Raw genomic sequence first — 21,318 nt, forward strand, 5'->3', positions numbered from 1 at the left:
ATGAATTGACGGTTCGTCAGTGTCCGGCGCTCATACCGCCGTCGACGTGCAGGATCTCGCCGGTGACGAAGGGTGCCGTCTCCAGGAAGAGCACGGCGTCCACGATGTCGCTCACTTCGCCCATGTGTCCGACCGGGTGCAGCGCGGCGAGGAACTCGTGGGTCTCCTCCGCGTGCATGGGGGTCTTGATGGTGCCGGGCGACACGGCGTTGACCCGGATGCCGCGGGTGGCGTACTCGACGGCGAGGGACTTGGTGGCGGACTGCACACCGCCCTTGGTCAACGAGGCCAGCACGGACGGGACCCTGGAGTCCGCGTTGTCGACGAGGCTGGTGGTGATGTTGACGATGTGACCGCCGCCCTGGGCGAGCAGGTGCGGGACGGCCCGCTGGGTGAGATGGAAGACGCCGGCGAGGTTGATGCCCGTCACGGTGGCGTAGTCCTCGGCGGTGTACTCCGTGAACGGCTTGGCGACGAAGATGCCCGCGTTGTTGACCACGGTGTCGATACGGCCGAACCGTTCCACGGCAGCCTCCACGATCCGCCCCGCGGTGGCCGGGTCGGCGAGGTCGCCCTGGACGGTGAGGACGTCCGCGTCGTCGACGGGTGCGATGGTGCGCGAGGTGGCGACGACGGCGTAGCCGAGCTTGCGGTAGCCCTCGACGAGGGCGGCGCCGATGCCCTGCGAGGCGCCGGTGATGATCGCGACCTTCTGGCTCTGCGTGCTCATGGTGACCTTCTTCGAGTCGGTGACCGGCACTAGCCGACCGGTCGACTATTGGGAAGGTAGCCCCGTCCACGGGGTGACGGAAGGATCGGATTCCTACGGCCTGGAAGGCACTGCGTCCCAGTGCAGGTCAGCCGGGGATCGCGTACGGATCGTCGGCGGGCAGCCAGGCGTCCGGGGCGTGGATGCCGAGGTCACCGACGCCCTCGCACAGCGCGTCGACGACGGCCAGGACGCCGGTGCGCTCCTCCTTCTCGCGCCACACCAGGGACCAGGTCCAGTAGACCTTCGGTCCGACGATCTCGCGGCGGACGAGGTCGGGCGGGAGCGGACTGGTCTGCCCCTTGGGCGAGTTGACGACAGGGCGGGTGCAGCGGCGCACGTGGTCGAAGAACGCGGGGCCGGTGATCGCGCCGTCGGAGATGCGTACCGTACGGGCGCCGGTCGCCTGCGCGAGCTCTTCGGCGTACACGTTCCAGGCGGCCCAGGCGGTGAGATCGTCATCGATGAGCACGTGGACGTCCCGGGCCGCCACGTCGGGTACGTCGCTGCTGTCGCCGCCCCTGGCGACGGCGTAGAGCCGGTCGGCGCCGATCAGCCGGGCCCGCAGCCCTTGCCTGCGAAGGTCCTCGGTGCGCACCCAGCAGACGGCGAGGTCCAGGCTGCCGTCGGCGACACGCGCGGCCTGGGTGTGGGAGGGGGCGACCCAGGCGTCGAGGTGCACCTGGGCCACCGCTGCCGTACGCGACATCAGGTCCGGGGGAAGCCAGTTGACGTACCCGAGCCGTACCGACTGCGAGCCGGTCAGGCTGCCGGCCCGGCGTTTGAGGTCGTCGGCTCGGTCCAGCAGGGCGCGGGTGTGCGGGAGGAGGGCGGCACCGGCCTGGGTGAGGGAGACCTTGCGGCGGTCACGGTCGAACAGCCGGACGCCCAGGTCCCGTTCGAGTGCCTTGATCTGCTGGGAGAGCGAGGGGCCCGCGATGAGCAGCCGCTCGGCGGCCCGGCCGAAGTTCAGTTCCTCGGCGACGGCGACGAAGTACCGCAGCTGGCGCAGTTCCACGGGCGCCATCGTACGCGCTGGGAGGCTGCGCCTATCAGCAGCGAGGAAGCCGGTCGTGGCATCGGTGCAGGTGACGCGCGCACCATGGGTTCACCGACGACGAGCGGAGCGCGTCATGCGAGAGTTCCTGGTCGAGATCACCACCACCGTTCCCGAGGGCACCGGACAGGAGGAGGTCGACCGGCGGCGGGCCGCCGAGGCCGTCCGCGCGAAGGAGCTGGCCGCCACCGGCCGTCTCGCCCGACTGTGGCGCCCCGTGGGCGAGTTGCGCAGCATCGGCGTGTGGCGGGCCGCCGACGAGGAGGAGCTCCACGAGAAGGTGCTCGGCACCCTGCCGCTGCGCCCGTGGATGACCCTCACCGTCACCCCGCTCGCCCCGCACCCCAACGACCCCGGCACGAGGTGAGCGCCTCGTCCCCCTGGAGTCATGTTCTCCGGGCCGCGGCGGCGCTCGCGGCAGGCATGGGAGTCGGCCGCTTCGTCTACACCCCGATCCTGCCCCTGATGCACACCCAGGCGGGCCTGTCCACCGGCGCCGGGGCGAACCTGGCCACCGCCAACTACGTCGGCTATCTGGTCGGCGCCCTCGCGGGCATCCTGGCCCCCGTACTGATCCGGTCGCGCACCGTACTGCGTGCCGCCCTGACCCTGCTGACCGGCACGCTCGCCGCGATGCCCCTCACCCACAGCACCACCGTCTGGAGCCTGCTGCGGCTGCTGGCGGGCGTGGCGAGCGCCCTGGTGTTCGTCGTCGCGGCCGGCTCCCTCCTGCACCACCTGCGGGACCACCCGCCGCACCTGGCCGGCTGGGCGTTCGGCGGGGTGGGCGGCGGCATCGCGCTGTCCGGCCTGCTGGTCCTGGTGCTGCGGTCCGCGGCCGACTGGCGCACCGCCTGGTGGGCCGCCGCGGTACTGGCCACGCTGCTCGCGGCCGCCTCGTGGAATCTACGGCCGCAGGAGGCGTCCGTCGCCGCCCCGGGCGGGAGCGGCGCGAGACCCCGCACGCACCGCTGGTTCGGTGCGCTGTTCGTCAGCTACACCTTGGAGGGCGTCGGCTACATCGTCGCCGGGACCTTCCTGGTCGCCGCCATCGGACAGGAGTCCCCCGGCTGGGTCGGCAGCGGCGCCTGGGTGCTCGTGGGGCTGGCCGCCGTGCCGTCCTCGGCACTTTGGGCCCGGCTGGGCCGCCGGTGGTCACGCCCCGGACTGCTGCTGACGGCGCTCGTGATCCAGGCGGCCGGCATCGCCCTGCCCGCTCTGGTCGGCGGTACGGCCGCGGCCCTCGGGTCGGCGGTGCTGTTCGGCGCCACGTTCATCGGCATCAGCTCGCTCGCCCTGGCCACCGGAGCGCACCTGCGGTTCCCCCGCTCGGTCGCCCTGCTGACCGCCGGGTACTCGGTCGGACAGATCCTGGGCCCGCTGGTCGTCGCTCCGCTGCTGCACCACGGCTACCACCGGGCCCTCCTGCTGGCCGCCCTCGTGGTCCTGGCGGCGGCCGCAGCGGCCGCCGTGCTGCGGATCGGCTTTCCGCACCACATGGTCGTAAGGGGACACACAGTCCCCGAGCAACAGCGAGAATCGACCGAGGACGCCCGGCCCACCGCGGCCGGCCCCTGAGCACTCACCGCCGCACCCGGCCGACTGACATGGAGCCGCTGATGACCACCGCACGGGACCTCGCGATCGTCGTCCTCGATGTGGCCGCCGACAAGCCGGTGGAGCAGGGCGATCTGTCGCTCGTTCTCGCGGGAGCCGAGGTGCTCGATCTCCTCGACGCCCACGCCCTCGCCCTGGACGGCGACCGCATCCTGCCCCAGGCCCAATCCCCCACGGGCGACCGCCTGTTGGACGAGGCCGCCGAGGCGCTCGTACGGCAGGAGCCGTACGAGTCGGTCGAGGACTGGCTGTGGCGCCGGGGCCGCGGGCTGTCCGCGGCCTACGTCGACGACCTGGAGCGGATCGGGCTGACGGCCCGCTCACGGGGCCGCCGGATCCCGCTGCGGACCGGGCGGACGGAACTGGTCGACTCGGCGGCCAGGCGGCAGGCCGAGGAGCGCCGGGCGGCGGGCGAACCCGTCCTCGCCGCCCTGGTGTCCGCCGCCGGAATCGGTGACGAACCGGCCGGGGAGCTCGCCGACGACGCGGCCACCGTGCTGGCCGCGGTCGGGGACGCGGTGATGGAACTGGAGGCCGTACGCCAGCGGAAGGTCATCGAGGACGCCGCGTTCGACAACGTCTGGCGCGGTTACTAGGCCTGCCCGGCGGATCGGGTCCAGGAGCCTGCGGCGCCGAGCAGGGCTCGGCAGTTGTCCCACAGGGGGCTCAGGCGCTGGGGGCTGTTGTAGAGCTTGGCGAACATCACCTGGCCCTCCAGTTGGGCCACCACCGCCCGTGCCGCCTCCCGTGGGTCGGACACGGTGACGTCGCCGCGGTCCCGGGCCTCGGCGACGACCGCCTCGACCATGTCGACCTGCGCGTCGAAGATCTCCTGCAGCCGTCCGCGCACGGGCTCGGCGTGGTTGCTCAGTTCCAGAGCGAGGTTCCCGAACAGACAGCCCGAGACCGTGCCGCAGCCCTCCTGGACGGCACGCTGGCCGGCCTCGGTCTGCTCGAAGAGCCCGCGCAGCCGCAGCAGGGGGTCCGCGTCGGTGCCCAACACGGTTTCCCAATCCCGCCGTTGAGCCGCCCAGTGCTCGTCGACGACGGCGAGCGCGAGGGCCTCCTTGGACTCGAAGAAGTAGTAGAAACTGCCCTTCGGCACCCCGGCCGCCTTGCAGATCTCGGCCACGCCCAGCGCCGAGTAGCCGCGCCCCTCGATGAGCGAGCGCGCGGCACCGAGGATCTTCTGCCTGGCCTCACTGGTACGTCCCACACAGCGAGTCTACGTGAGTACTAGACCGGTCGGCTGGTGATGTGGCCGTCTCGCCCGTCACAGCACCGGGAGCCCGTCGGCCTCCCGTCGCTGCAGACGCGCGACCAGTTCCGCCGCCGACGACTTGATGGTCTCCAGTCCGGACTTCCCCCAGGTCCGGGGGTGCACGTCCGCCGCGCACACCGTGCCCAGCACCATCCCCGTGGAGTCGATGAGCGGCGCGCCCAGATAGGAACGGATGCCGAATTCGTCGACGACCGGGTTGCCCGCGAACCGTGGGTAGTCACGGACGTCCTCCAGGACCAGCGCCTTGCGGCGGGCGATCACATGGGGGCAGAACCCATGGTCGCGCGCCATATAGCGGCCCACTTCCGGTTTGGCCTCGTCACCGTCCGCCGGGGGCCTGGCCACGGGAATCCTGAGACCGGCGAAGAACTGCCGGTTCTCGCCGATGAAGTTCACCATGGCGTACGGCGCCCCCGTCTGCTCGGCGAGCCGCTCTGCGAAGGCGTCCAGAGCAGGCTCCGGGCGCTCCCCGAGGTCCAGCAGGCGCAACCGTCGTGCCCGGTCCGGGCCCTCCTTGTCCTCCGGGGTGAGCAGCAGACGACCGGCCGGGCGTGGTGGGTCGTAGCTCATGGGCGGGTTCCGTCACTGTGGACGTCGGTCATATGCGGCTCCGTGGCGGTGTGTGCGGGGGTCACATGTGGGCGCCATGGCTCGGCGCGGGCGCCGGGCTGTGGGCGATGAGATGGCGTACGAGGGTGAGCAGGGTCTGCACACCGGAACTGGAGATCCGTGCATCGCAGCGCACGATCGGGATCTCCGGCGGGAGGTCGATGGCGGCTCGGACCTCCTCGGGGTCGTAGCGATACCCCCCGTCGAACTCGTTGATCGCGACGATGAATCCGAGGCCGCGCTGCTCGAAGAAGTCCACGGCCGCGAAGCAGTCCTCCAGTCTGCGGGTGTCGGCGAGGATCACCGCGCCCAGCGCGCCCTCGGAGAGTTCGTCCCACATGAACCAGAACCGCTCCTGCCCGGGCGTGCCGAACAGGTACAGGACGTGTTCCGGATCGAGGGTGATCCTGCCGAAGTCCATGGCCACCGTCGTCTCGACCTTGTTCTCGATACCTTCGAGACTGTCGGTCGCGGCGCTGACCGTGGTGAGCAGTTCCTCCGTGCTGAGGGGAGCGATCTCGCTGACCGCGCCCACGAAGGTCGTCTTGCCTACCCCGAACCCTCCCGCCACCAGGATCTTCAGTGCGGTGGGGAAGGGGTCAGAGCTGTCGTCGTAGTCCATCGAGCACTGCCTCCAGAAGAGCCCGGTCAGTCGGGTTGTGGGTGAACTCGGGGGGCTTGGTGGTCAGCGCCCCGCAGTCGACGAGGTCGGACAGCAGCACCTTGGTGACCACCGCCGGCAGCTTGAGATGGGCGGCGACCTCGGCGACCGATACGGGCGCGCGGCACAGGTCGAGGGCCTGCGCGTGCTCGGGGCCGAGGTAGCCGATGGGGGTGGCCCCGGTCGCCATCACGTGCGACAGCAGGTCGAACGCGATGGACGGCCGGGTGCGGCCGTTGCTGACCGTGAAGGGCCGCACCAGCCGCCCGGCCGCGTCGTCGAGCCAGGGCCCGTCGCCGACCGCAGCCACGCTCAAGGCCTCATCGCCGGGGATTCGACGGCGTGCTGCCGGGGCGCGGTCACCAGGTAGGGACGCACGCTCTTGACGAGCATCGCCATCTCGTAACCGAGGACGGCGGCGTCGGCCTCACGTCCCGCCAGCACGGCGAGACAGGTGCCGGAACCCGCGGTGGTCACGAACAGCAGCGTCGAGTCGAGTTCGACGACGACCTGGCGGACGTCTCCGCCGTCGCCGAAGCGGACGCCCGCGCTGCGGCCGAGGGAGTAGAGGCCGGAGGCCAGGGCCGCCATGTGGTCGGCGCTGTCCCCGTCGAGGCCGTGGACCGACTTCACGAGCCCGTCGCAGGACAGCAGGACCGCGCTGTGGGTGTGCGGTACGCGCTGCACGAGGCCGCTCATCAGCCAGTCGAGATCGGATACATGGCCGGTCGGCGCTTCGCTCGCCATGGTGGATCGACTCCTTGAGGTACGAAGGTCTGCGGGAGCGCTGGGGGGTGGGGTGAACGCGGGGGTGGTCATCCGGCGGGTGCGCTCCCGTCGTGCCGGGGGGTGGTGCGGTCGAGATCGAGACCGTGCGCCTCGGATATGTGGGGCCGCTCCATGGGAGTTGCGTCAATGGGGGCGGATGCCGTGGAGCCGGTGTCCGAGTGGGCCGCGTCTGTGTAAGAGGTGTCCGTATACGTGCGGCCCGTTGCCGCCGTGTCTGGTTGGGCCGAACCCATGTGGGCGGGGCCCATGTGCACGGAGTCGATGGGCGCGCTCATGGGGGTGGAGCTCATAGGGGTGGGGTCCATGTGTGTGGACGCCGTGTGTGCCGCATCGATGCGGGCGGGGTCAACGGGGTCGGCCTCCCTACGCGGCGACGGCAGTGTCGTGGTCGGTTCGCCGGGCGCGTGCTCCAAGTGCTGCTGGGCCTCGGCGAGGCTGATACCGCGCTGGAAGGCCGCCATCAGTCCCGGGTCGTGGCCGGCCGGGTACTCGGGGTCCTGCCGTGGCACCGGTCCGCCGCGCAGCTGGGGTGCGATGTGCTCCTGGGCGCGGCGCCTGGGCAGTTGGGGCTTGCCCATGGTGCCCCGCACGGTCCCGGTACGCGGGGTGGGTGGCGTGCTCACATGCTCCACGACCAGCCGGCGTTCGTCGGGCCTGATCCCGGGCACGGCCTCGGCGGGGGTCGGCCGCTCCGCACGGGCCCCGCGCACCGGCAGCGGCGCAGGCCGCCCCGAGTGCGCTCCACCGCCGTTCGGCCCGCTTCCACCACCGGGCTTCCGCTGGGCCACGCCACGGGCCAAAGACCCGCTCCCGTCGGACCATGCCTCGCCCCCACCCGGCACCGCCGAGCCACCGTTGAGGAAGGACCCACCGCCACTCGCCGGGGCGTCACTGCCGCCAGGCACCTGCCCGCCACGACTCGGTGTCTCCGAGCCGCCGTTCAGGAAAGCTCCACCGCCACTCGGCGTTAAGCCACTCCCCCCGGGCACCTGCCCCTCGCCACCAGGTGCCTCCGAGCCACCGTTCAGAAAGGCCCCACCGCCACTCGACGGGAAGCCACTGCCCCCAGGCACCTGCCCCCGGCCACTCGACACGCCCCCGCCGCCATCCGGCGAAGACCCGCCACCGCCCGACAGGCGGCCGCCCTCACTCGGAACGCTCCCCCCGCCCGCCGGTGCCTCCGAGCCGCCGTTCGTGAAGGGCTCACCACCACTCGGCAGACGATCGCTGCCACCAGGCCCACGCCTGCCACCGCTCGACGCGGCCCCGCCACCATCCAGCGCAGCCCCGCCGTCGGCCGGTACACCTCCGCCGCCGTGCGTCAGTGACCCGGCACCGTCGGCCATGGATTGGCCACTCGACGCGCGGTCACCGTCGCCCGGCGCGCGACCACTGCCGTTCCGTACGGGCCCGCTGCCGTTTCGCACGACCCCGGTGCCCTGCGGCACCGCTCCGCCGCCGGTCGTCGGCGCCGCACTGCCGTTGAGTCCGGACTCCGTACCCCGGGACTGCCCCCGGCGTGGGGCGACCCCGGGACGGGGCTCAGCGGGCGCGCCGCGGTGCCGTGCCTCGTGCCCGGGTCCCGGATGGGCCGGGCCCTGCGTGGATACGGCCGTACCCGCGGTCCCGACCGACCCCGCGGCTTGCGACGACTGTGCACCGATCGCCCCCGGCGCCGAACCCAGCAGCGCCTGCGGCACCACGAGGACGGCCTGGACGCCGCCGTAGATGTTGGTCTGGAGCCGGACATGGATGCCGTGCCGCTTCGCGAGCTGCGACACCACGAACAGCCCGATGCGCCCGTCCGCCAGCAGGCTCGCGACGTTGACCTGGTCGGGATCCGCCAACAGAGCGTTCATCCGGTGCTGTTCGTCGACCGGCATGCCGAGCCCGCGGTCCTCCACCTCGACGGCGAGCCCGGAGGTCACGAGGTTGGCGCGCAGCAGCACTTGAGTGTGCGGCGCCGAGAACACCGTGGCGTTCTCGACGAGTTCGGCCAGCAGATGGATGACGTCGGCGACGGCGTGCCCACGCAGCGTGCCGTCGATCGGCGGCACGAGTTTGACCCGTGAGTACTGCTCGACCTCGGCGATGGCGGAGCGCAGCACCTCGGTCATGGAGACGGGGTTGCTCCACTGCCGACGCGAGACGGCACCGCCGAGGACGGCGAGGTTCTCGGCGTGCCGGCGGATCCGGGTGGCGAGGTGGTCGACGTGGAAGAGCCCCTTGAGCAGGTCGGGGTCCTCGATCTCGTTCTCCAGCTCGTCGAGGATGGAGATCTCGCGGTGCACCAGCGACTGAAGCCGCCGCGCGAGGTTGACGAAGACCTCCAACTTCTGTTCGCTGCCGGCCTGGCTGGAGAGCTGGGCGGCCTGGACGACGGCGGTGACGGCCCCGTCGTGGGCGCGGGCCAGGTCGGCGGCGAGCAGTTCGAAGTCGTCGGCGTCCTCGGGCGGACCGCTGCTCGGGCCGCGCCCCGGCGGAATCTCCCCGCGGCGCAGCCCCTCGACCAGGACCCGCAGGTCGGCCTCGCGCCGCGCGCTGCTGCGGCGCAGTGCGCCGACGCGGTCGCTCACCGTCTTGGCGGCGCGGTCGGCCGCCACGGCGGCGATGAAGATGGCCGCGAGGGTCACCGAGACGGCCCCGGTCAGGACACCCCACAGAATGAGGCTGGGTTGTGCCCCGGTGGAGCGGACGGTGAACAGGACGGCCGCACAGCCGCTGAGGGCGACCGCGATCGGTGGGAGCACGGCCAGCCGCAGCAGTTGCGGCCGTATGTGCGTCTCCGGCAGCGAAGGGGCGGGGCGGGCGACCGGCCGCCCGTGCCGCCCGCCCTCACGGCGGTCTGCGCGTGCGGCCGGGGCACGGAGGTGAGACATCGGTGGTGTCCTTGTACTGGTCCGTCGGTCCTGTGGGCCGGAGGGTCCCGGGCCGGCCGGCCCGGTTCGGCGGGCTCCGGCACGTGCCCCTGCCGGTTGCTGGGCGGGGTGCCGAGCGGGGCGCGCGGCATGATCGTCGGTCACCGGCGCGTCGCCTCCGTCCTCCCCGCACCGCGGCTGTTCGCCGTGGGCATGCGTCATGGCGTACCGGTCGAGAGAACCGAAGACTTCAACCCCTCGTTGCCCGGCGGACACTCACAGTAGTCGCCAACGCGTCAGGTGCGAGCGGCACTTGACAAAGTCCCCCGCGGAGCGTCCCGCTCTGGTATGAGGTTTCGCACGACAGATCGACAAGCAGCTCGGCCGGGAATCCCCGAACGAGTGAATACCGATCAGTCCTGGTCAGAAGCGGTCACGAGCGTCCGGCGAGGATCCAGGGGGTACGCGCACCTCGGTCGCCGCGTCAGCCATTTCCCCGCGTACGGCAGACCCGCCAACACCCCTCCGGACCGTTGGCCCGAGCCTTCCCGATTGTCACTGACCGTGTCGATCGGAAGGAGCCCCTGACGAAGTCCTGCAGGGTGACCTCGTGGGGGAACGCGGTCGGGACCGGCAACTGCCGCTCGCCGGGCGACGAACCCGACGTACCCCGAACAGCTGGAGCGCACCGTGAACCCACTCACCCGCAATCCGGCGTCCGTCAACACTGTCGTGGGCCTACGGCCGCGTCCCGTCCAGTCCCACAAGCCCCCGCGGTCACCTCTCGGCGAAGAACCCCATCGACCGACCGGACGGTCACACACTCGCCCTACCCCAGCCCGCACCGGTCGACCCCAGCCGCACGGCCCGCGTCACATCAGCCACGTCCACGCCCGCACAGTCACCTATCGGCGAAGAGCCCCACGGACCGGCCGGACGGTCACACACATCGCCCTACCCCAGCCCACACCGATCGGCCCCACCCACACCGCCCGCGTCACACCACCCACGGCCACTCACACGGAGAACCACCACCTGCGGGCATGGTGCCGAGTCCCCTCAGCGGTGGCGCAACCGAAGCCCCTCCGTCCCCCGCGGTGACGCGCCCGGCCACAGGCCAACGCGGCCCCTCACCCGACTCCCCGCGCCCCTCAGGTGACTGGGCCGCACCCACCCAGGACCCCGGGGAACCCCGCCCAGCCACCACGAACCAGCAGAGCTGCCCCACCGCACGGTGAGGCAGATCCGCGACCGTGACTCAGGCCTCGGCCACAGGTACGGGCTCCTCCGCCACAGGTACAGGCTCCTCCGCCACCGTCGGCAACGCCGCCCACCCCCCGGCCGGCGCCTTCGCCACCCCCCGCCACCAAGGATCGACCGCCGGGGCGGCCCCAGGCTCGAACGGCTCCCCCGGCCGAGGCGTAGCCATCGCGACGCCGGCCTTGTGGGCCAGCAACATCGTCCGATCCGCGGGCTCCGCCCAAGGATGCTGCGCGAGATTGAACGTGCCCCAGTGGATCGGCAGCAGCACCCCCTCCGCCGCATCCCCGCCCTGCAGATCCAGATGAGACTGCACCGCCTCTTCAGGCGTCATGTGAATCTCCGGCCAGAACTCCGAGTAGGCGCCGAGCTGGATCATCGTCGCGTCGAAGGGCCCGAACGAGGCGCCGATGTCCTTGAACCCCTCGAAGTACCCGGTGTCACCGCTGTGGTACACCCGGTGTTCACCACTGGAGACGACCCAGGACGCCCACAGCGTGTGCTGGGTGTTCCGCAGCCCGCGTCCGCAGAAGTGCCGAGCCGGGGTGGCCGTCAGCGCCAGTCCGGCCACCTGGGTCGACTCGTGCCAGTCCAGCTCACGCAGCCGGTCCGCGGACACCCCCCAGTGCTCGAGATGGGCTCCCACACCGAGCGGCACGGCGAAGACGGTGTCCGTCCCGGCCAGTTGCTTGATCGTGGGCATGTCCAGGTGGTCGTAGTGATCGTGGGAGATGACGATCACATCGACCGGCCCGAGCGCGGCGAGCGGCAGGGGCACGGGGTGCAGCCGCTTGGGCCCGGCGAAGGGGAACGGGGAGCACCGCTCGCCCCATACGGGGTCGAACAGCACGCGCCGTCCGTCGATCTCGGCGAGCACGCTGGAGTGCCCCATCCAGGTCAGTCGCAATCCCGTGGCGGGCGGCTTGGAGAGGTCGGCGAGCGTCGTGGCATGGACGGGGATCCGGCCTTGCGGCGCCCGCTGCTGCCGGGCGTCGCTGTCGAAGTAGCCCTTGGCGAAGTCGATCGCCGACCCGTCGGGCCGGATCCTGGCGGTTCCGCCGGGGTTCTGGAAGACACCGTCTTTGAAGTGGGGGGATCTGCGGATACGCGCCATGCGCTCACCGCTCGGGTCCGCACCGAAGGCCGCGGGCTGCAGCGCGCGGAGCCCGGAGCTCAAGGGACGGAAGCCGGTCACGGTACCTCCAGGTGGAGTCGCTGAGGCATCCATTATGGTCCGCCCCTCTGACAGTGCCGGAGTCTGTCCGGTCACACGGGTAAGGACGCCGTCGGAGCGGATCACGTTGACAGGGCGCGGCCGGATGCCAATACTGACTCCCCGTTCAGTAGCCGTCCGCCCGCACCGGAGCCCGTGTGACCACCCCCTTGTTGTCGCTCACCTGGACCGACCACGTCACCGGCCACCAGGGCTTCCTCGTCGTCGACCGCCTGGTACGGGGTGTCGCCAGCGGCGGCCTGCGGATGCGCCCCGGCTGCACGCTGGACGAGGTCACGGGGCTCGCCCGCGGCATGACCATGAAAGAGGCCCTGCACTACGACCCCGAGGCGCGGTACATCCCGCTGGGCGGCGCCAAGGGCGGCATCGACTGCGACCCCCGGGACCCGGCGGCGTACGGCCTCCTCGTGCGCTACCTGCGCGCCATGCGGCCGTACGTCGAGAGCTGCTGGACGACCGGCGAGGACCTCGGTCTCAGCCAGGACCTGGTGGACCGGGCGGCCGCGGAGGCCGGCCTGGTCTCCTCGATCCAGGCGGTCTATCCGCTGCTCGACGACGAGGCCACTGCCCGGCGCCGGCTCGCGGACGCGTTCGCCGTCGAGGTCGACGGCGTCGGACTCGATGAACTGGCGGGCGGCTGCGGGGTCGCCGAGTCGGTGCTCGCGGCCCTGGACCTGGCCGGAGTGCCGTACGCGGGCACGTGCGTGGCGGTGCAGGGCCTTGGCACCATGGGCGGGGCCACGGCCCGCTTCCTCACGCGCGCGGGGCTCACCGTGGTGGCCGTCGCCGACATCAAGGGCACGGTCTTCAACCCCGCGGGGCTCGACGTCGAAGCGCTGCTGGCCGCCAGGGACACCTACGGCACCGTGGACCGCTCCGCCCTGCGCCCCGCCGACCGCGAACTGCCCGGCGACGCCTGGCTGTCGCTCGACGCGGAGGTACTCGTGCCCGCGGCGGTGTCGTACACGATCGACACCCGCAACCAGGAGCGGATCAGGGCCCGTTGGATCGTCGAGGCGGCCAACATGCCGGTCCTGCCCGCGGCTGAGGCGCTGCTGGCGGCGCGCGGGGTCACCGTACTGCCGGACGTCGTGGTCAACTCCGGGACCAACGCCTGGTGGTGGTGGACCCTGTTCGGCGACATCGGCGCGGACGCGGACGAGGCCTTCGCGCACATACGGCGTTCCATGCGTGCCCTCGTCGAGCAGTTGCTGACCCGCGCGGAGGCGGACGGGATCTCGCCGCGCGCCGCCGCCCACGCACTGGTCGCGGATCGGCTGCCGGTGATCGCGGACCGGTTCGGCTGGTACCGCTGACCTGGGCCCTCGGGGCGGCGCCCCACCGAGCGACGGCTTAGGGTGACCCCGTGGCGAGAGTGCGGTTGACAGTGGCCGAGCGGCGCGAGGAGCTGCTGCGGGCCGCCATCGAGCAGATCGAGGCGCGGGGCGTGGCGGCCGTCAGGATCGCCGACGTGGCCTCGGCGCTCGGAGTCAGCAACGCCCTGGTGCTCTACCACTTCTCCACGAAGGAGAAGCTGGTCGCCGCCGCGTTCACCTACGCCGCCGAGGACGATCTGGCCCATCTGCGCAAGCTCCTGGGCCGCCGTACCAGCGCCCTGCGTCGGCTGCGGGCGGCCGTTCGCTGGTACGCGCCGACGGGCCAGGCCAAGGGCTGGCGGCTGTGGATCGAGGGCTGGGCGGTGGCCCTGCGCGAGCCGGCGCTCCAGGAGGTCACCCGCGACCTCGACAGGCGCTGGAAGGCGGCACTCGCGGAAGTGATCGCCGAGGGCGTGGCCGCGGGCGAGTTCCACTGCCCGGACCCGCAAGCCACAGCCCTGCGCCTCACCGCCCTCCTGGACGGCCTGGCCGTCCAACTGACGTCCTACGCGGGCGCGGTGCCCAGGTCCCGGGCCCAGGCGTGGGTGGACGAGGCCCTGGCCCGCGAACTCGGGCTGGACGGCACGGGATCCGCATAGCGGTGGCAGGGCGAAATCCGCCCGGCCCCGGCCACGCGCACAGCTCAAGCCACCGAAGCGATCCGGGTCTTGATGTCGTCCGGCGACAGCACGCCCTTGGCCGTCACGTGGTCCCCGGAGGACTCCCCCCGCAGCCGACGCCCGATCCACGGCACCAGATACTCCCGGGCCCAGTGGACGTCGTCCCGTCGCACGTCCAGCGGACCTCGCGGCGGAAGCGGCGGCCACTGCTGGTCCGGGTCGGCCGGGACCTCGAGACCGAGGACCTGACCCGCGCGGAGGGCCACACGCGTGTGCCCCTCCGGGGAGAGGTGCAGCCGGTCGCCGTCCCAGGCCCGCCGGTCCTGAATGGTCTTCAGGGACCACAGGTCGAGCACCGGACATCCGTACCGGTCGGCGACGGCCCGCACATGTCCGTTGTACGTGGCGATCTTGCCCCGCAGATGCTTGAGCACGGGAACGCCACGCGTGTCGAAGCCGGTCGTCACCATGACCGTGCCGCACGCCTCGGTGAGCCGGGCGATCGCCCGCTCGAAGCGCTCGGCGACCTCGTCGGGGTCGGTTCCGGGCCGGATGATGTCGTTGCCGCCGGCGCAGAACGACACCAGGTCCGGTGCCAGTTCGACGGCCTGCGGAAGCTGGTCCTCGACGATCTGGTCGAGCAGCTTCCCGCGTACGGCGAGATTGCTGTACCTGAAATCGCCCTCGGGCCGCCGGTCCGCGAGAAGTACCGCGAACCGGTCGGCCCATCCGACGAACGCCCCGTCGGGGCCGGGGTCGCCGACGCCCTCGGTGAAGCTGTCCCCCACCGCCACGTACGACCCGATCACTGAACTGCTGTCATCCTTCGAATCGTCTGCCACAGCCGTTCATGATTCACCTTCGAATGTGACCTACGCGACCGTAGGAAGGGCTTGACGGGCGGTGAGATAAGCCACTCCTAAAGTGTTCACCAAACAAGGAATAGGTCTCTCATCGGGAACGTTGACGCTGCGACCGCCATACCCTGAAGTCGCTGATACGGAAGTGGCTCCACGTGGTCCGGAACGCGAAGTGCCCAGTCGTATAAGGCTCCGGGTCGTTGTAGTCGAAGACGAGTCGCCCGTTGTTCCACCACTGCACCTTGGAGCCGTCGGAGACGATCCGCACCCGGTTCGGCTCGTTCGCGGTGAGCAGCGGCTCGGTGTAGTCGTAGATCAGCGGTCGCACACCGGGCTCCCCGACGTATCGGCGCAGCCGTGTCGTGGTGTTGTAGTTGGCGCCGTAGCCCGAGTAGTACGTCTTCAGGTAGTCGTACTCCGCGAGCGCCCCGCCCCGCCGGGTGGCGAAGAGGTCGTCGGGGGACCGGACGTCGACCGCGTTCCAGAAATTGTTCAGGTCGGACACCCGGTCGTTGGCCCCGCCCGCGGAGACGGGTGTGGCGGTGTACTCCAGGACGTACGGCCCTTCGAGTGGCTGCCTGAACCAGATCGTCGCGCCCGCGGGCACGTCGACCTCCAACACCCCGCGCTGCGCGGTGACCGTGCCGCCCTGCTCCAGTTCGACGGCCCAGCGACCGAGGCCGTGGCGGAAGTCGTCGTGGGCGATGAGGCGACGGTGGCGGGGCGAGGCGCTCGCGGTGACCGCGGGGGCGAGGGCGGCCAGGGCGGTGCCGGCGGCGAGGGCTCCGAAGGCTCTACGGGTGGTCGTCATGCGAGAGCGTTCCTTCCGGGGACGGCCCGGGCGCACGAGGGGTCTCGGAGCCCAGGCGACAGTCGGGGTACGTGGATTGCAGAGAGTGGGTCGCCGGACACAGTGACCTCCCACAGTCTAGAAAGCGCTTGCCCCACTACGGAGTTCACTCTGTCCCCACCCTCCCCCGCCTGTCGACGCCCTGAGCGCGCCTGCCACAAGAACGCAATGAAGTGATCATGAAGGCGCGGACCGGCTCAGACCGGGAACACCGAAGGCCGGACCCGGGGATCGGGGTCCGGCCTTCGGTGGCACAGGGGGGCGTTGTCAGCCGACGGCGACACCCTTCGAACGGAGGTAGGCGACCGGGTCCACGTCGGAGCCGTAGTCCGGCGTGGTGCGGATCTCGAAGTGCAGGTGCGGGCCGGTGACATTGCCGGTCGCGCCGGACAGGCCGATCTGCTGACCCTCGGTCACGGCCTGTCCGGCCGAGACGGAGAGCTGCGACAGGTGGGCGTACTGCGCGTAGTAGCCGTCGTTGAGCTTGATGACGACCTGGTTGCCGTAGGCGCCGCCCCAGCCCGCGGAGACGACCGTGCCCGCGGCCACGGCCTTGAGCGAGGTGCCGGTCGGGACGACGAAGTCGACGCCGGTGTGGTAGCCGCTGGACCACATGCTGCCCGCCACGCGGTAACCGGTGCCGATGGTGGCGCCGGTGACCGGAAGGGTGTAGCCACTGGAGCTGGTGGTGGCGGAGCTCTGGGTGGCGGCCGTCGAGTTCGAGGACGACTTCGACGCCGCCTTCTCCGTCTTCTTCGCCTTCGAGGAGGACGAGGAAGCGGAGGACTCGGTCTTCGTGGTGCTCGTCCTGGCCTTCTTGCCGATCGAGAGCTTCAGACCGGGGTGGATCAGCGACGGGTCGTCTCCGATGGCCGAGCGGTTGTCGGCGTAGAGCTTCTTCCAGCCACCGCTGACGTTCTGCTCATCGGCGATCTTCGAAAGATAGTCGCCGACGCGCACCGAATAGGTGCGCACAGTCGAGGTCTTCGCGGCCGTCTTTTCAGCGGACTTCTGCGCGACCGGAAGCGACTGAACGGCCTTTTCCGACACGGACTGGGGGGTGGCGGCGTGAGCGCCGGTGGCCCCCATGAACGGGAGTGCGAGAGCGGCGCCTCCGGTTCCGGCAACGGCTATCGAGCGGGTGAAGCGCTGGGACTTCGGACGGCGGTGCTTACCCTTCGCGGGCATGGTGAATTCCTCTCCGGCGCCTGCGAGGTGAGCTGTCGGGTGCGAGCTGGAGATGCCCGGCCGCGTCGAGACGCGACTTAACCCCAAGCCGTTCCGGAGACCGGAACAGGCGAAACTACCTGTGGGTCCCCCGCTCCTGCCGTGCACGGGTGAGTGAGTGAGCGGAATCCGTTCGGCGGCAGGATTGGGCGTCCGACCGGATCGGTGGCGAACGTAAGCGAACAAGACGCAAAGGGACAAGTGAGAGGTTCCCTGTGTATGCGTTCCTGTTGATCCCTTAAGAGAATTACCGGTCACGCTGCGTGGATCGGGCGCCCATTACCCGGCCTGAATCCCCTTGTAGAACCTGCGAATTACGTGAACATGACGGGCGACACACCGTCACGGATATGACGCTCCTCACGTCACGAATTCACAGGAACCCTGATTCCGGAAGGAGTTGGAAGGAAGCTATTAATTCGGACAGAAGCCCTAGATGCGACGCAGTCGGATAACCGTCGCATCGAGGTCGCCGCGCAAACCGGTACGAAGTCCGTGATGCAGCAATACGGCCCCTCGGTGCACTTCGCCCGTTTCGGGGCATTCGTACGACGCCGTCGGGTCGAGTCCACGCAGCCGCAACGCCGGGACCGGCTCGCCGTACTGCTGCGCCTGGAGCCAGGCGAGGACGACGGACTCGCCCCCGAGGACGTACTGCACCGCACTCAGGCCGCCCCGCGGAGGCCTCAGCCGGTAGAGGTCGCCGCGCTGCACCAAGGGCCGGATCTCCTTGTAGAGAGCCACCCACCGCCCGGCCTCGGCGAGCTCCTCCTCGGTCCACTCCGCGAGGTCCCCGCCGACCCCGAGCACCCCGGCCATCGCGCTCACGAACCGGAACCGCAGCGAGCTCACCCGGTCGTTGAGCTGGGTATTGGGGCTGTCGGTGACCCAGGCGGCCATCACGCGCGCGGGGTGGATCTGACTGAAGCCGTACTGAATGGCCAGGCGGTCGAGCGGGTCGGTGTTGTCCGAGGTCCACACCTGGTCGGTGCGGCTGAGCACCCCGAGGTCGATCCTGCCGCCGCCACCCGAGCAGGACTCGAAGGCGACGCCCGGGTGGGCTTCCCGCAAGCGGTCCAAAAGGGCATAGAAGCCGCGTACATGGTCGACCCACAGACGCTGCGGATAAGGGTCGCCGGGCCAGCCCGCGTCCGTGAAGCAGCGGTTGAAGTCCCACTTCACATAGTCGATCGGGGCCGAGGAGAGCAAGGTGTCGAGCTGCCCCCACAGGTACTCCTGGACGTCCTCGCGCGCGAGGTTCAGCACGAGCTGATTGCGGAACTCCGTCCGCTTTCGTCCTGCTTGGTACTGCACCCAGTCCGGGTGGGCACGGTACAGCTCGCTGTCCGGGTTGATCATCTCCGGCTCGACCCAGATGCCGAACTGCATGCCGAGCCCGTGCACGTACTCACCGAGCGGCTTGAGGCCGTTCGGGAAGCGGTCGGGGTTGGGGGCCCAGTCGCCCAGCCCGGCCCGGTCACTGGTGCGGGCACCGAACCAGCCGTCGTCGACCACGAACAGCTCGACGCCCATCGCCGCGGCCCGCCGGGCGAGGGTGCCCTGCTGCTCCTCGGAGATGTCGAAGTTGGTGGCCTCCCAGGAGTTGAACAGCACGGGACGGTCCTGGTCCGCGCCCGGGATGACGTACGCCCGCTGGTAGGCGTGCCAGGCGCGGCTCGCCCCGCCGAACCCGCCGTCGCTCCAGAGACCGGCGAAGACAGGGGTCGTGAACGACTCCCCGGCCGCCAGCCGGAGCAGACCCGAGTCGTCGTATCCGGCGCCCCCGGTGATCTGCACGCGCGCGTCGGGGAGTTGCGCGACGGCGATCCGCCAGGACCCCGACCAGCCGAGGGCGACCCCGTAGACCTCGCCCCGCTCCTCGGTGGCGTCGGTGTCGAGGGCGACCCAGGGCAGGTGCTGGTGCCCGGTGTGGCCGCGACGGCTGCCGATGACCTTCTCGCCGTAGGTGAGGGGGGTCTGCGTGAGCAGGGACTCGGCGGCCCAGCGGCCGTGCAGCTGGGACAGCCGCCAGCCGTCCTCCCGGTCGGGCAGGGTCCAGGTGGCGGAGTCGGCGCGCAGCAGCTCGACGGGCGCCGGTCCCTGGTTGTCCAGGGTCACCCAGCGCTCCAGGACGTCGTGGCGCATCCGGTAGTGCAGCGTGACGGTCAGTCCGCCGTCGCGGAACCGCAGCCGCAGCTCGTCACCCTCGGTGTCGTACGCCTCGAAGCTCCACTCGGTGCCGCGCCGCTCGTCGGTGCGCACGGACAGGGCCGGGCGTGTGAAGCGAGGGCCGCCCTCGACGGGGTACTCCTCGCGTCCGTCGAGCGGGGCCTCGAACGGCCGGTAATCGGGCAGCGGGCTCACCGCGAGGGCCTCGGCGTCGGCGAGGGCGATCCGCGGACCCCAGTGCAGGTGCAGCAGCTCGTCCTCGGCGGTGAGGTGCAGGGCGTAACTGCTGGCAGGGCCGGACAGAATCCATGTACGGCCGTTCTCGGCGATCTCCAGCATCGTGCTTCCCTCACAGATTCGAACAGGTGCCAACAGGTGCACTCAGGCACCAACATCATCAATGTCCACCCGCCCCGGTGCAACGGCTGTGGACAAGTCATTACGGGCCCTGTGGACAACTCATTGCCCCAGGAACCCATGTCGTATGGTCGAGAGCGTGCCCGTCGACGAGCAGCGTCGGCGGAGCCCGGCTGGGAGGAGCCCCCGTGACGCAGCAGATCCCGTCGACCGAACCGGAACTGGCAGGTGTCCGCAACTTCCGTGACGTGGGCGGACTGCCGACGGCGGACGGACGGCGGGTGCGCTACGGCGTGCTGTTCCGCAGCGGTCACCTCGCACACGCGACGGAGGACGACGCGGCCTTCCTGGCCTCCCTGGGTCTGCACACGATCTTCGACTTCCGCAACGCGGCGGACCAGAAGCTGGAGGGCCCGGACGTCGACCTGCCGGGCGTCGCCAATGTGAACCTGCCGCTGAGCGACCCGGCGGAGGGCACCTGGTTCTGGAAGATGGTCCGCGACGGGGACATAGAGCAGCTCCGCGAGCTCCTCGGCGACGGCAAGGCCGCGCAGCGGATGATCAACTCCTACCGCACGATGATCAAGGAGCGCACCGGCGAGCACTCCCAGGTGCTGCGCTCCCTCGCCGAGGACAGCGTGCCCGCCCTCATGCACTGCGCGGCCGGCAAGGACCGCGCGGGTCTGTCCATCGCGGTGACCCTGCTCGCCCTGGGCGTGGAGCGCGAGGCGATCGTCGCCGACTACCTGGAGTCGAACGCCAAGCACCGCCGCTACAAGGTGCGCCGCACCAGCACCTCAGCCGACGCCTACTCCCCCGAGGTCATGGAGCTGCTCAGTCCCCTCTTCGAGGCGCGCGCCGAGTATCTGTCAGCGGCCTTCGAGACCATCGACGAGACATGGGGCAGCGTCGAGGTGTATCTGGAGGAGGGCCTCGGCCTGACCCCCGAGATCCGCGAGCGGCTGCGGGACCGGCTGCTCGACTGAGCCGTACGACCGCTACTGCCCGGCTCCCACCTCGAAGAGCAGGAAGATGAAGGCCGCGAAGACGTGGCCGACCGCGAGATAGATGATGAGGCGCACCCACAGGGCGCGGGGGAACTTCTCTTCCATGTCACTCATGGCGTCTCTCCAGGGGTGGGCCCCAGGCACAGCGTGGCCGTGGGACTCTGCAACAGGGTGTGGACGAACAGGAGCTCGACTCCGGCGGGATCCTGGGCGGCGATGCGGTGCGGGGTCAGCGAGTCGAAGTGCGCGCTGTCACCCGGGCCGAGCCGATGCGTGGTGTCACCGAGGCGCAGCCTGAGCCGCCCCTTGAGGACGTAGAGCCATTCCTCGCCGGGATGCACCCGCACGATGTCGCCCTGCGAGCCGTGCGGCACCCGCACGCGCAGGGCCTGCATCCCGCGGCCGGGCGCGCCGGCCGGGAAGTATGTCCAGCCGCCTGCTTCGGTGGGTTCCATATCGGCCGCGCGCACGACGGCGTCCCGCTCCGCGACCGTCTCGCCGAGGAGTTCCGAGACCGTCGTACCGTAGATGCGGGCCAGCGCGAGCAGCATCGGCAGCGAGGGCTGGCGCTGACCGGTCTCCAGCCGGGAGAGATGGGCGGGCGACAGCCCGGCGGCTCCGGCCGCGGCCTCCAGGGTGAGGGAGGCGCGGCGGCGCAGGGCCCGTAGCTGAGGAGCCACCGAGGGCAGCTCCGTGAAGGCTTCCGGAGAGCTCAT

21 protein-coding genes and 1 riboswitch are annotated in these 21,318 nt (G+C 70.8%); of the genes, 6 read left to right on the plus strand and 15 right to left on the minus strand.

Features of this window, described 5'->3' with window-relative positions:
- Positions 1-16: 16 nt before the first annotated feature.
- Both RNB18_RS24445 and RNB18_RS24450 read right to left on the minus strand, forming a co-directional pair.
- On the minus strand, positions 17-730 hold the full coding sequence (locus RNB18_RS24445) for an SDR family NAD(P)-dependent oxidoreductase (RefSeq protein WP_311716247.1): 714 nt from the start codon (positions 728-730) through the stop codon (positions 17-19).
- Between the two features lie 127 nt (positions 731-857).
- Positions 858-1,796 carry a LysR family transcriptional regulator gene (locus RNB18_RS24450; RefSeq protein ID WP_311716248.1) on the minus strand — a complete coding sequence of 313 codons (939 nt, stop codon included), beginning with the start codon at positions 1,794-1,796 and terminating at the stop codon, positions 858-860.
- A gap of 106 nt (positions 1,797-1,902) precedes the next feature.
- Here RNB18_RS24450 and RNB18_RS24455 point away from each other — a divergent pair, with 106 nt between their 5' ends.
- Genes RNB18_RS24455 through RNB18_RS24465 form a run of 3 tightly spaced genes read left to right on the plus strand, consistent with a single transcriptional unit; the run spans position 1,903 to position 4,039 of the window.
- On the plus strand, positions 1,903-2,193 hold the full coding sequence (locus tag RNB18_RS24455; RefSeq protein WP_311716249.1) for a muconolactone Delta-isomerase family protein: 291 nt from the start codon (positions 1,903-1,905) through the stop codon (positions 2,191-2,193).
- A 56-nt stretch (positions 2,194-2,249) separates the two neighbouring features.
- Positions 2,250-3,404, plus strand: coding sequence for a YbfB/YjiJ family MFS transporter (locus tag RNB18_RS24460; protein WP_311716399.1), 1,155 nt, complete (start codon positions 2,250-2,252; stop codon positions 3,402-3,404).
- Positions 3,405-3,445: 41 nt separating this feature from the next.
- The gene (locus RNB18_RS24465; RefSeq protein ID WP_311716250.1) at positions 3,446-4,039 is read left to right on the plus strand and encodes a GOLPH3/VPS74 family protein; all 594 of its coding nucleotides are present in this window, start codon (positions 3,446-3,448) and stop codon (positions 4,037-4,039) included.
- Here the strand turns inward: RNB18_RS24465 and RNB18_RS24470 are convergent.
- The 7 genes from RNB18_RS24470 to RNB18_RS24500 form a co-directional block, all read right to left on the minus strand.
- The gene (locus tag RNB18_RS24470; RefSeq protein WP_311716251.1) at positions 4,036-4,659 is read right to left on the minus strand and encodes a TetR/AcrR family transcriptional regulator; all 624 of its coding nucleotides are present in this window, start codon (positions 4,657-4,659) and stop codon (positions 4,036-4,038) included. The two genes, RNB18_RS24465 and RNB18_RS24470, sit on opposite strands and share 4 nt — an antisense overlap.
- Before the next feature lie 57 nt (positions 4,660-4,716).
- Positions 4,717-5,295 carry a GAF domain-containing protein gene (locus tag RNB18_RS24475; RefSeq protein ID WP_311716252.1) on the minus strand — a complete coding sequence of 193 codons (579 nt, stop codon included), beginning with the start codon at positions 5,293-5,295 and terminating at the stop codon, positions 4,717-4,719.
- A gap of 61 nt (positions 5,296-5,356) precedes the next feature.
- Positions 5,357-5,956 (minus strand): GTP-binding protein, encoded by a 600-nt coding sequence (locus tag RNB18_RS24480; protein WP_311716253.1) that lies wholly within the window; start codon positions 5,954-5,956, stop codon positions 5,357-5,359.
- Positions 5,934-6,305, minus strand: a complete 372-nt coding sequence (locus RNB18_RS24485; protein WP_031052041.1) for a DUF742 domain-containing protein — start codon at positions 6,303-6,305, stop codon at positions 5,934-5,936. The genes RNB18_RS24480 and RNB18_RS24485 overlap by 23 nt, the downstream gene beginning before the upstream one ends.
- 2 nt (positions 6,306-6,307) lie before the next feature.
- Positions 6,308-6,742: a roadblock/LC7 domain-containing protein gene (locus RNB18_RS24490; protein WP_311716254.1), complete on the minus strand. Its 435-nt coding sequence runs from the start codon at positions 6,740-6,742 to the stop codon at positions 6,308-6,310.
- 68 nt (positions 6,743-6,810) lie between these two features.
- Positions 6,811-9,663, minus strand: a complete 2,853-nt coding sequence (locus RNB18_RS24495; RefSeq protein WP_311716255.1) for an ATP-binding protein — start codon at positions 9,661-9,663, stop codon at positions 6,811-6,813.
- A gap of 1,237 nt (positions 9,664-10,900) precedes the next feature.
- On the minus strand, positions 10,901-12,097 hold the full coding sequence (locus RNB18_RS24500) for an MBL fold metallo-hydrolase (RefSeq protein ID WP_311716256.1): 1,197 nt from the start codon (positions 12,095-12,097) through the stop codon (positions 10,901-10,903).
- A gap of 176 nt (positions 12,098-12,273) precedes the next feature.
- Between RNB18_RS24500 and RNB18_RS24505 the strand changes: the two genes are divergently transcribed.
- Positions 12,274-13,452 (plus strand): Glu/Leu/Phe/Val dehydrogenase dimerization domain-containing protein, encoded by a 1,179-nt coding sequence (locus RNB18_RS24505; protein WP_311716257.1) that lies wholly within the window; start codon positions 12,274-12,276, stop codon positions 13,450-13,452.
- A 50-nt stretch (positions 13,453-13,502) separates the two neighbouring features.
- Positions 13,503-14,111 (plus strand): TetR/AcrR family transcriptional regulator, encoded by a 609-nt coding sequence (locus RNB18_RS24510; protein WP_311716258.1) that lies wholly within the window; start codon positions 13,503-13,505, stop codon positions 14,109-14,111.
- 44 nt (positions 14,112-14,155) lie between these two features.
- Here the strand turns inward: RNB18_RS24510 and RNB18_RS24515 are convergent, their stop codons facing one another.
- From RNB18_RS24515 to RNB18_RS24530, 4 genes are all read right to left on the minus strand, one after another.
- Entirely contained in the window at positions 14,156-14,941 is a 786-nt protein-coding gene (locus RNB18_RS24515) for an SGNH/GDSL hydrolase family protein (RefSeq protein ID WP_311716400.1), read from the minus strand.
- A 142-nt stretch (positions 14,942-15,083) separates the two neighbouring features.
- A complete protein-coding gene (locus RNB18_RS24520; protein ID WP_311716259.1) occupies positions 15,084-15,803 on the minus strand; it encodes a DUF6250 domain-containing protein in 720 nt (239 codons plus the stop codon).
- Positions 15,804-16,109: 306 nt separating this feature from the next.
- Positions 16,110-17,030 carry a M23 family metallopeptidase gene (locus RNB18_RS24525; protein WP_311716260.1) on the minus strand — a complete coding sequence of 307 codons (921 nt, stop codon included), beginning with the start codon at positions 17,028-17,030 and terminating at the stop codon, positions 16,110-16,112.
- A 2-nt stretch (positions 17,031-17,032) separates the two neighbouring features.
- A riboswitch (cyclic di-AMP (ydaO/yuaA leader) is annotated at positions 17,033-17,204 on the minus strand.
- Between the two features lie 297 nt (positions 17,205-17,501).
- Positions 17,502-19,577 carry an alpha-galactosidase gene (locus RNB18_RS24530; RefSeq protein ID WP_311716261.1) on the minus strand — a complete coding sequence of 692 codons (2,076 nt, stop codon included), beginning with the start codon at positions 19,575-19,577 and terminating at the stop codon, positions 17,502-17,504.
- Positions 19,578-19,783: 206 nt separating this feature from the next.
- On the opposite strand from RNB18_RS24530, the gene RNB18_RS24535 reads away from it, so the two are divergent.
- Entirely contained in the window at positions 19,784-20,581 is a 798-nt protein-coding gene (locus RNB18_RS24535) for a tyrosine-protein phosphatase (RefSeq protein ID WP_311716262.1), read from the plus strand.
- 12 nt (positions 20,582-20,593) lie between these two features.
- Here RNB18_RS24535 and RNB18_RS24540 read toward each other — a convergent pair whose 3' ends face one another.
- The gene (locus RNB18_RS24540) at positions 20,594-20,716 is read right to left on the minus strand and encodes a DUF6126 family protein (RefSeq protein WP_311716263.1); all 123 of its coding nucleotides are present in this window, start codon (positions 20,714-20,716) and stop codon (positions 20,594-20,596) included.
- Positions 20,713-21,318: a helix-turn-helix domain-containing protein gene (locus RNB18_RS24545; protein WP_311716264.1), complete on the minus strand. Its 606-nt coding sequence runs from the start codon at positions 21,316-21,318 to the stop codon at positions 20,713-20,715. Before RNB18_RS24545 ends, RNB18_RS24540 begins: the two co-directional genes overlap by 4 nt.

This window comes from Streptomyces doebereineriae (assembly GCF_031845645.1).
GTDB lineage: Bacteria > Actinomycetota > Actinomycetes > Streptomycetales > Streptomycetaceae > Streptomyces > Streptomyces canus.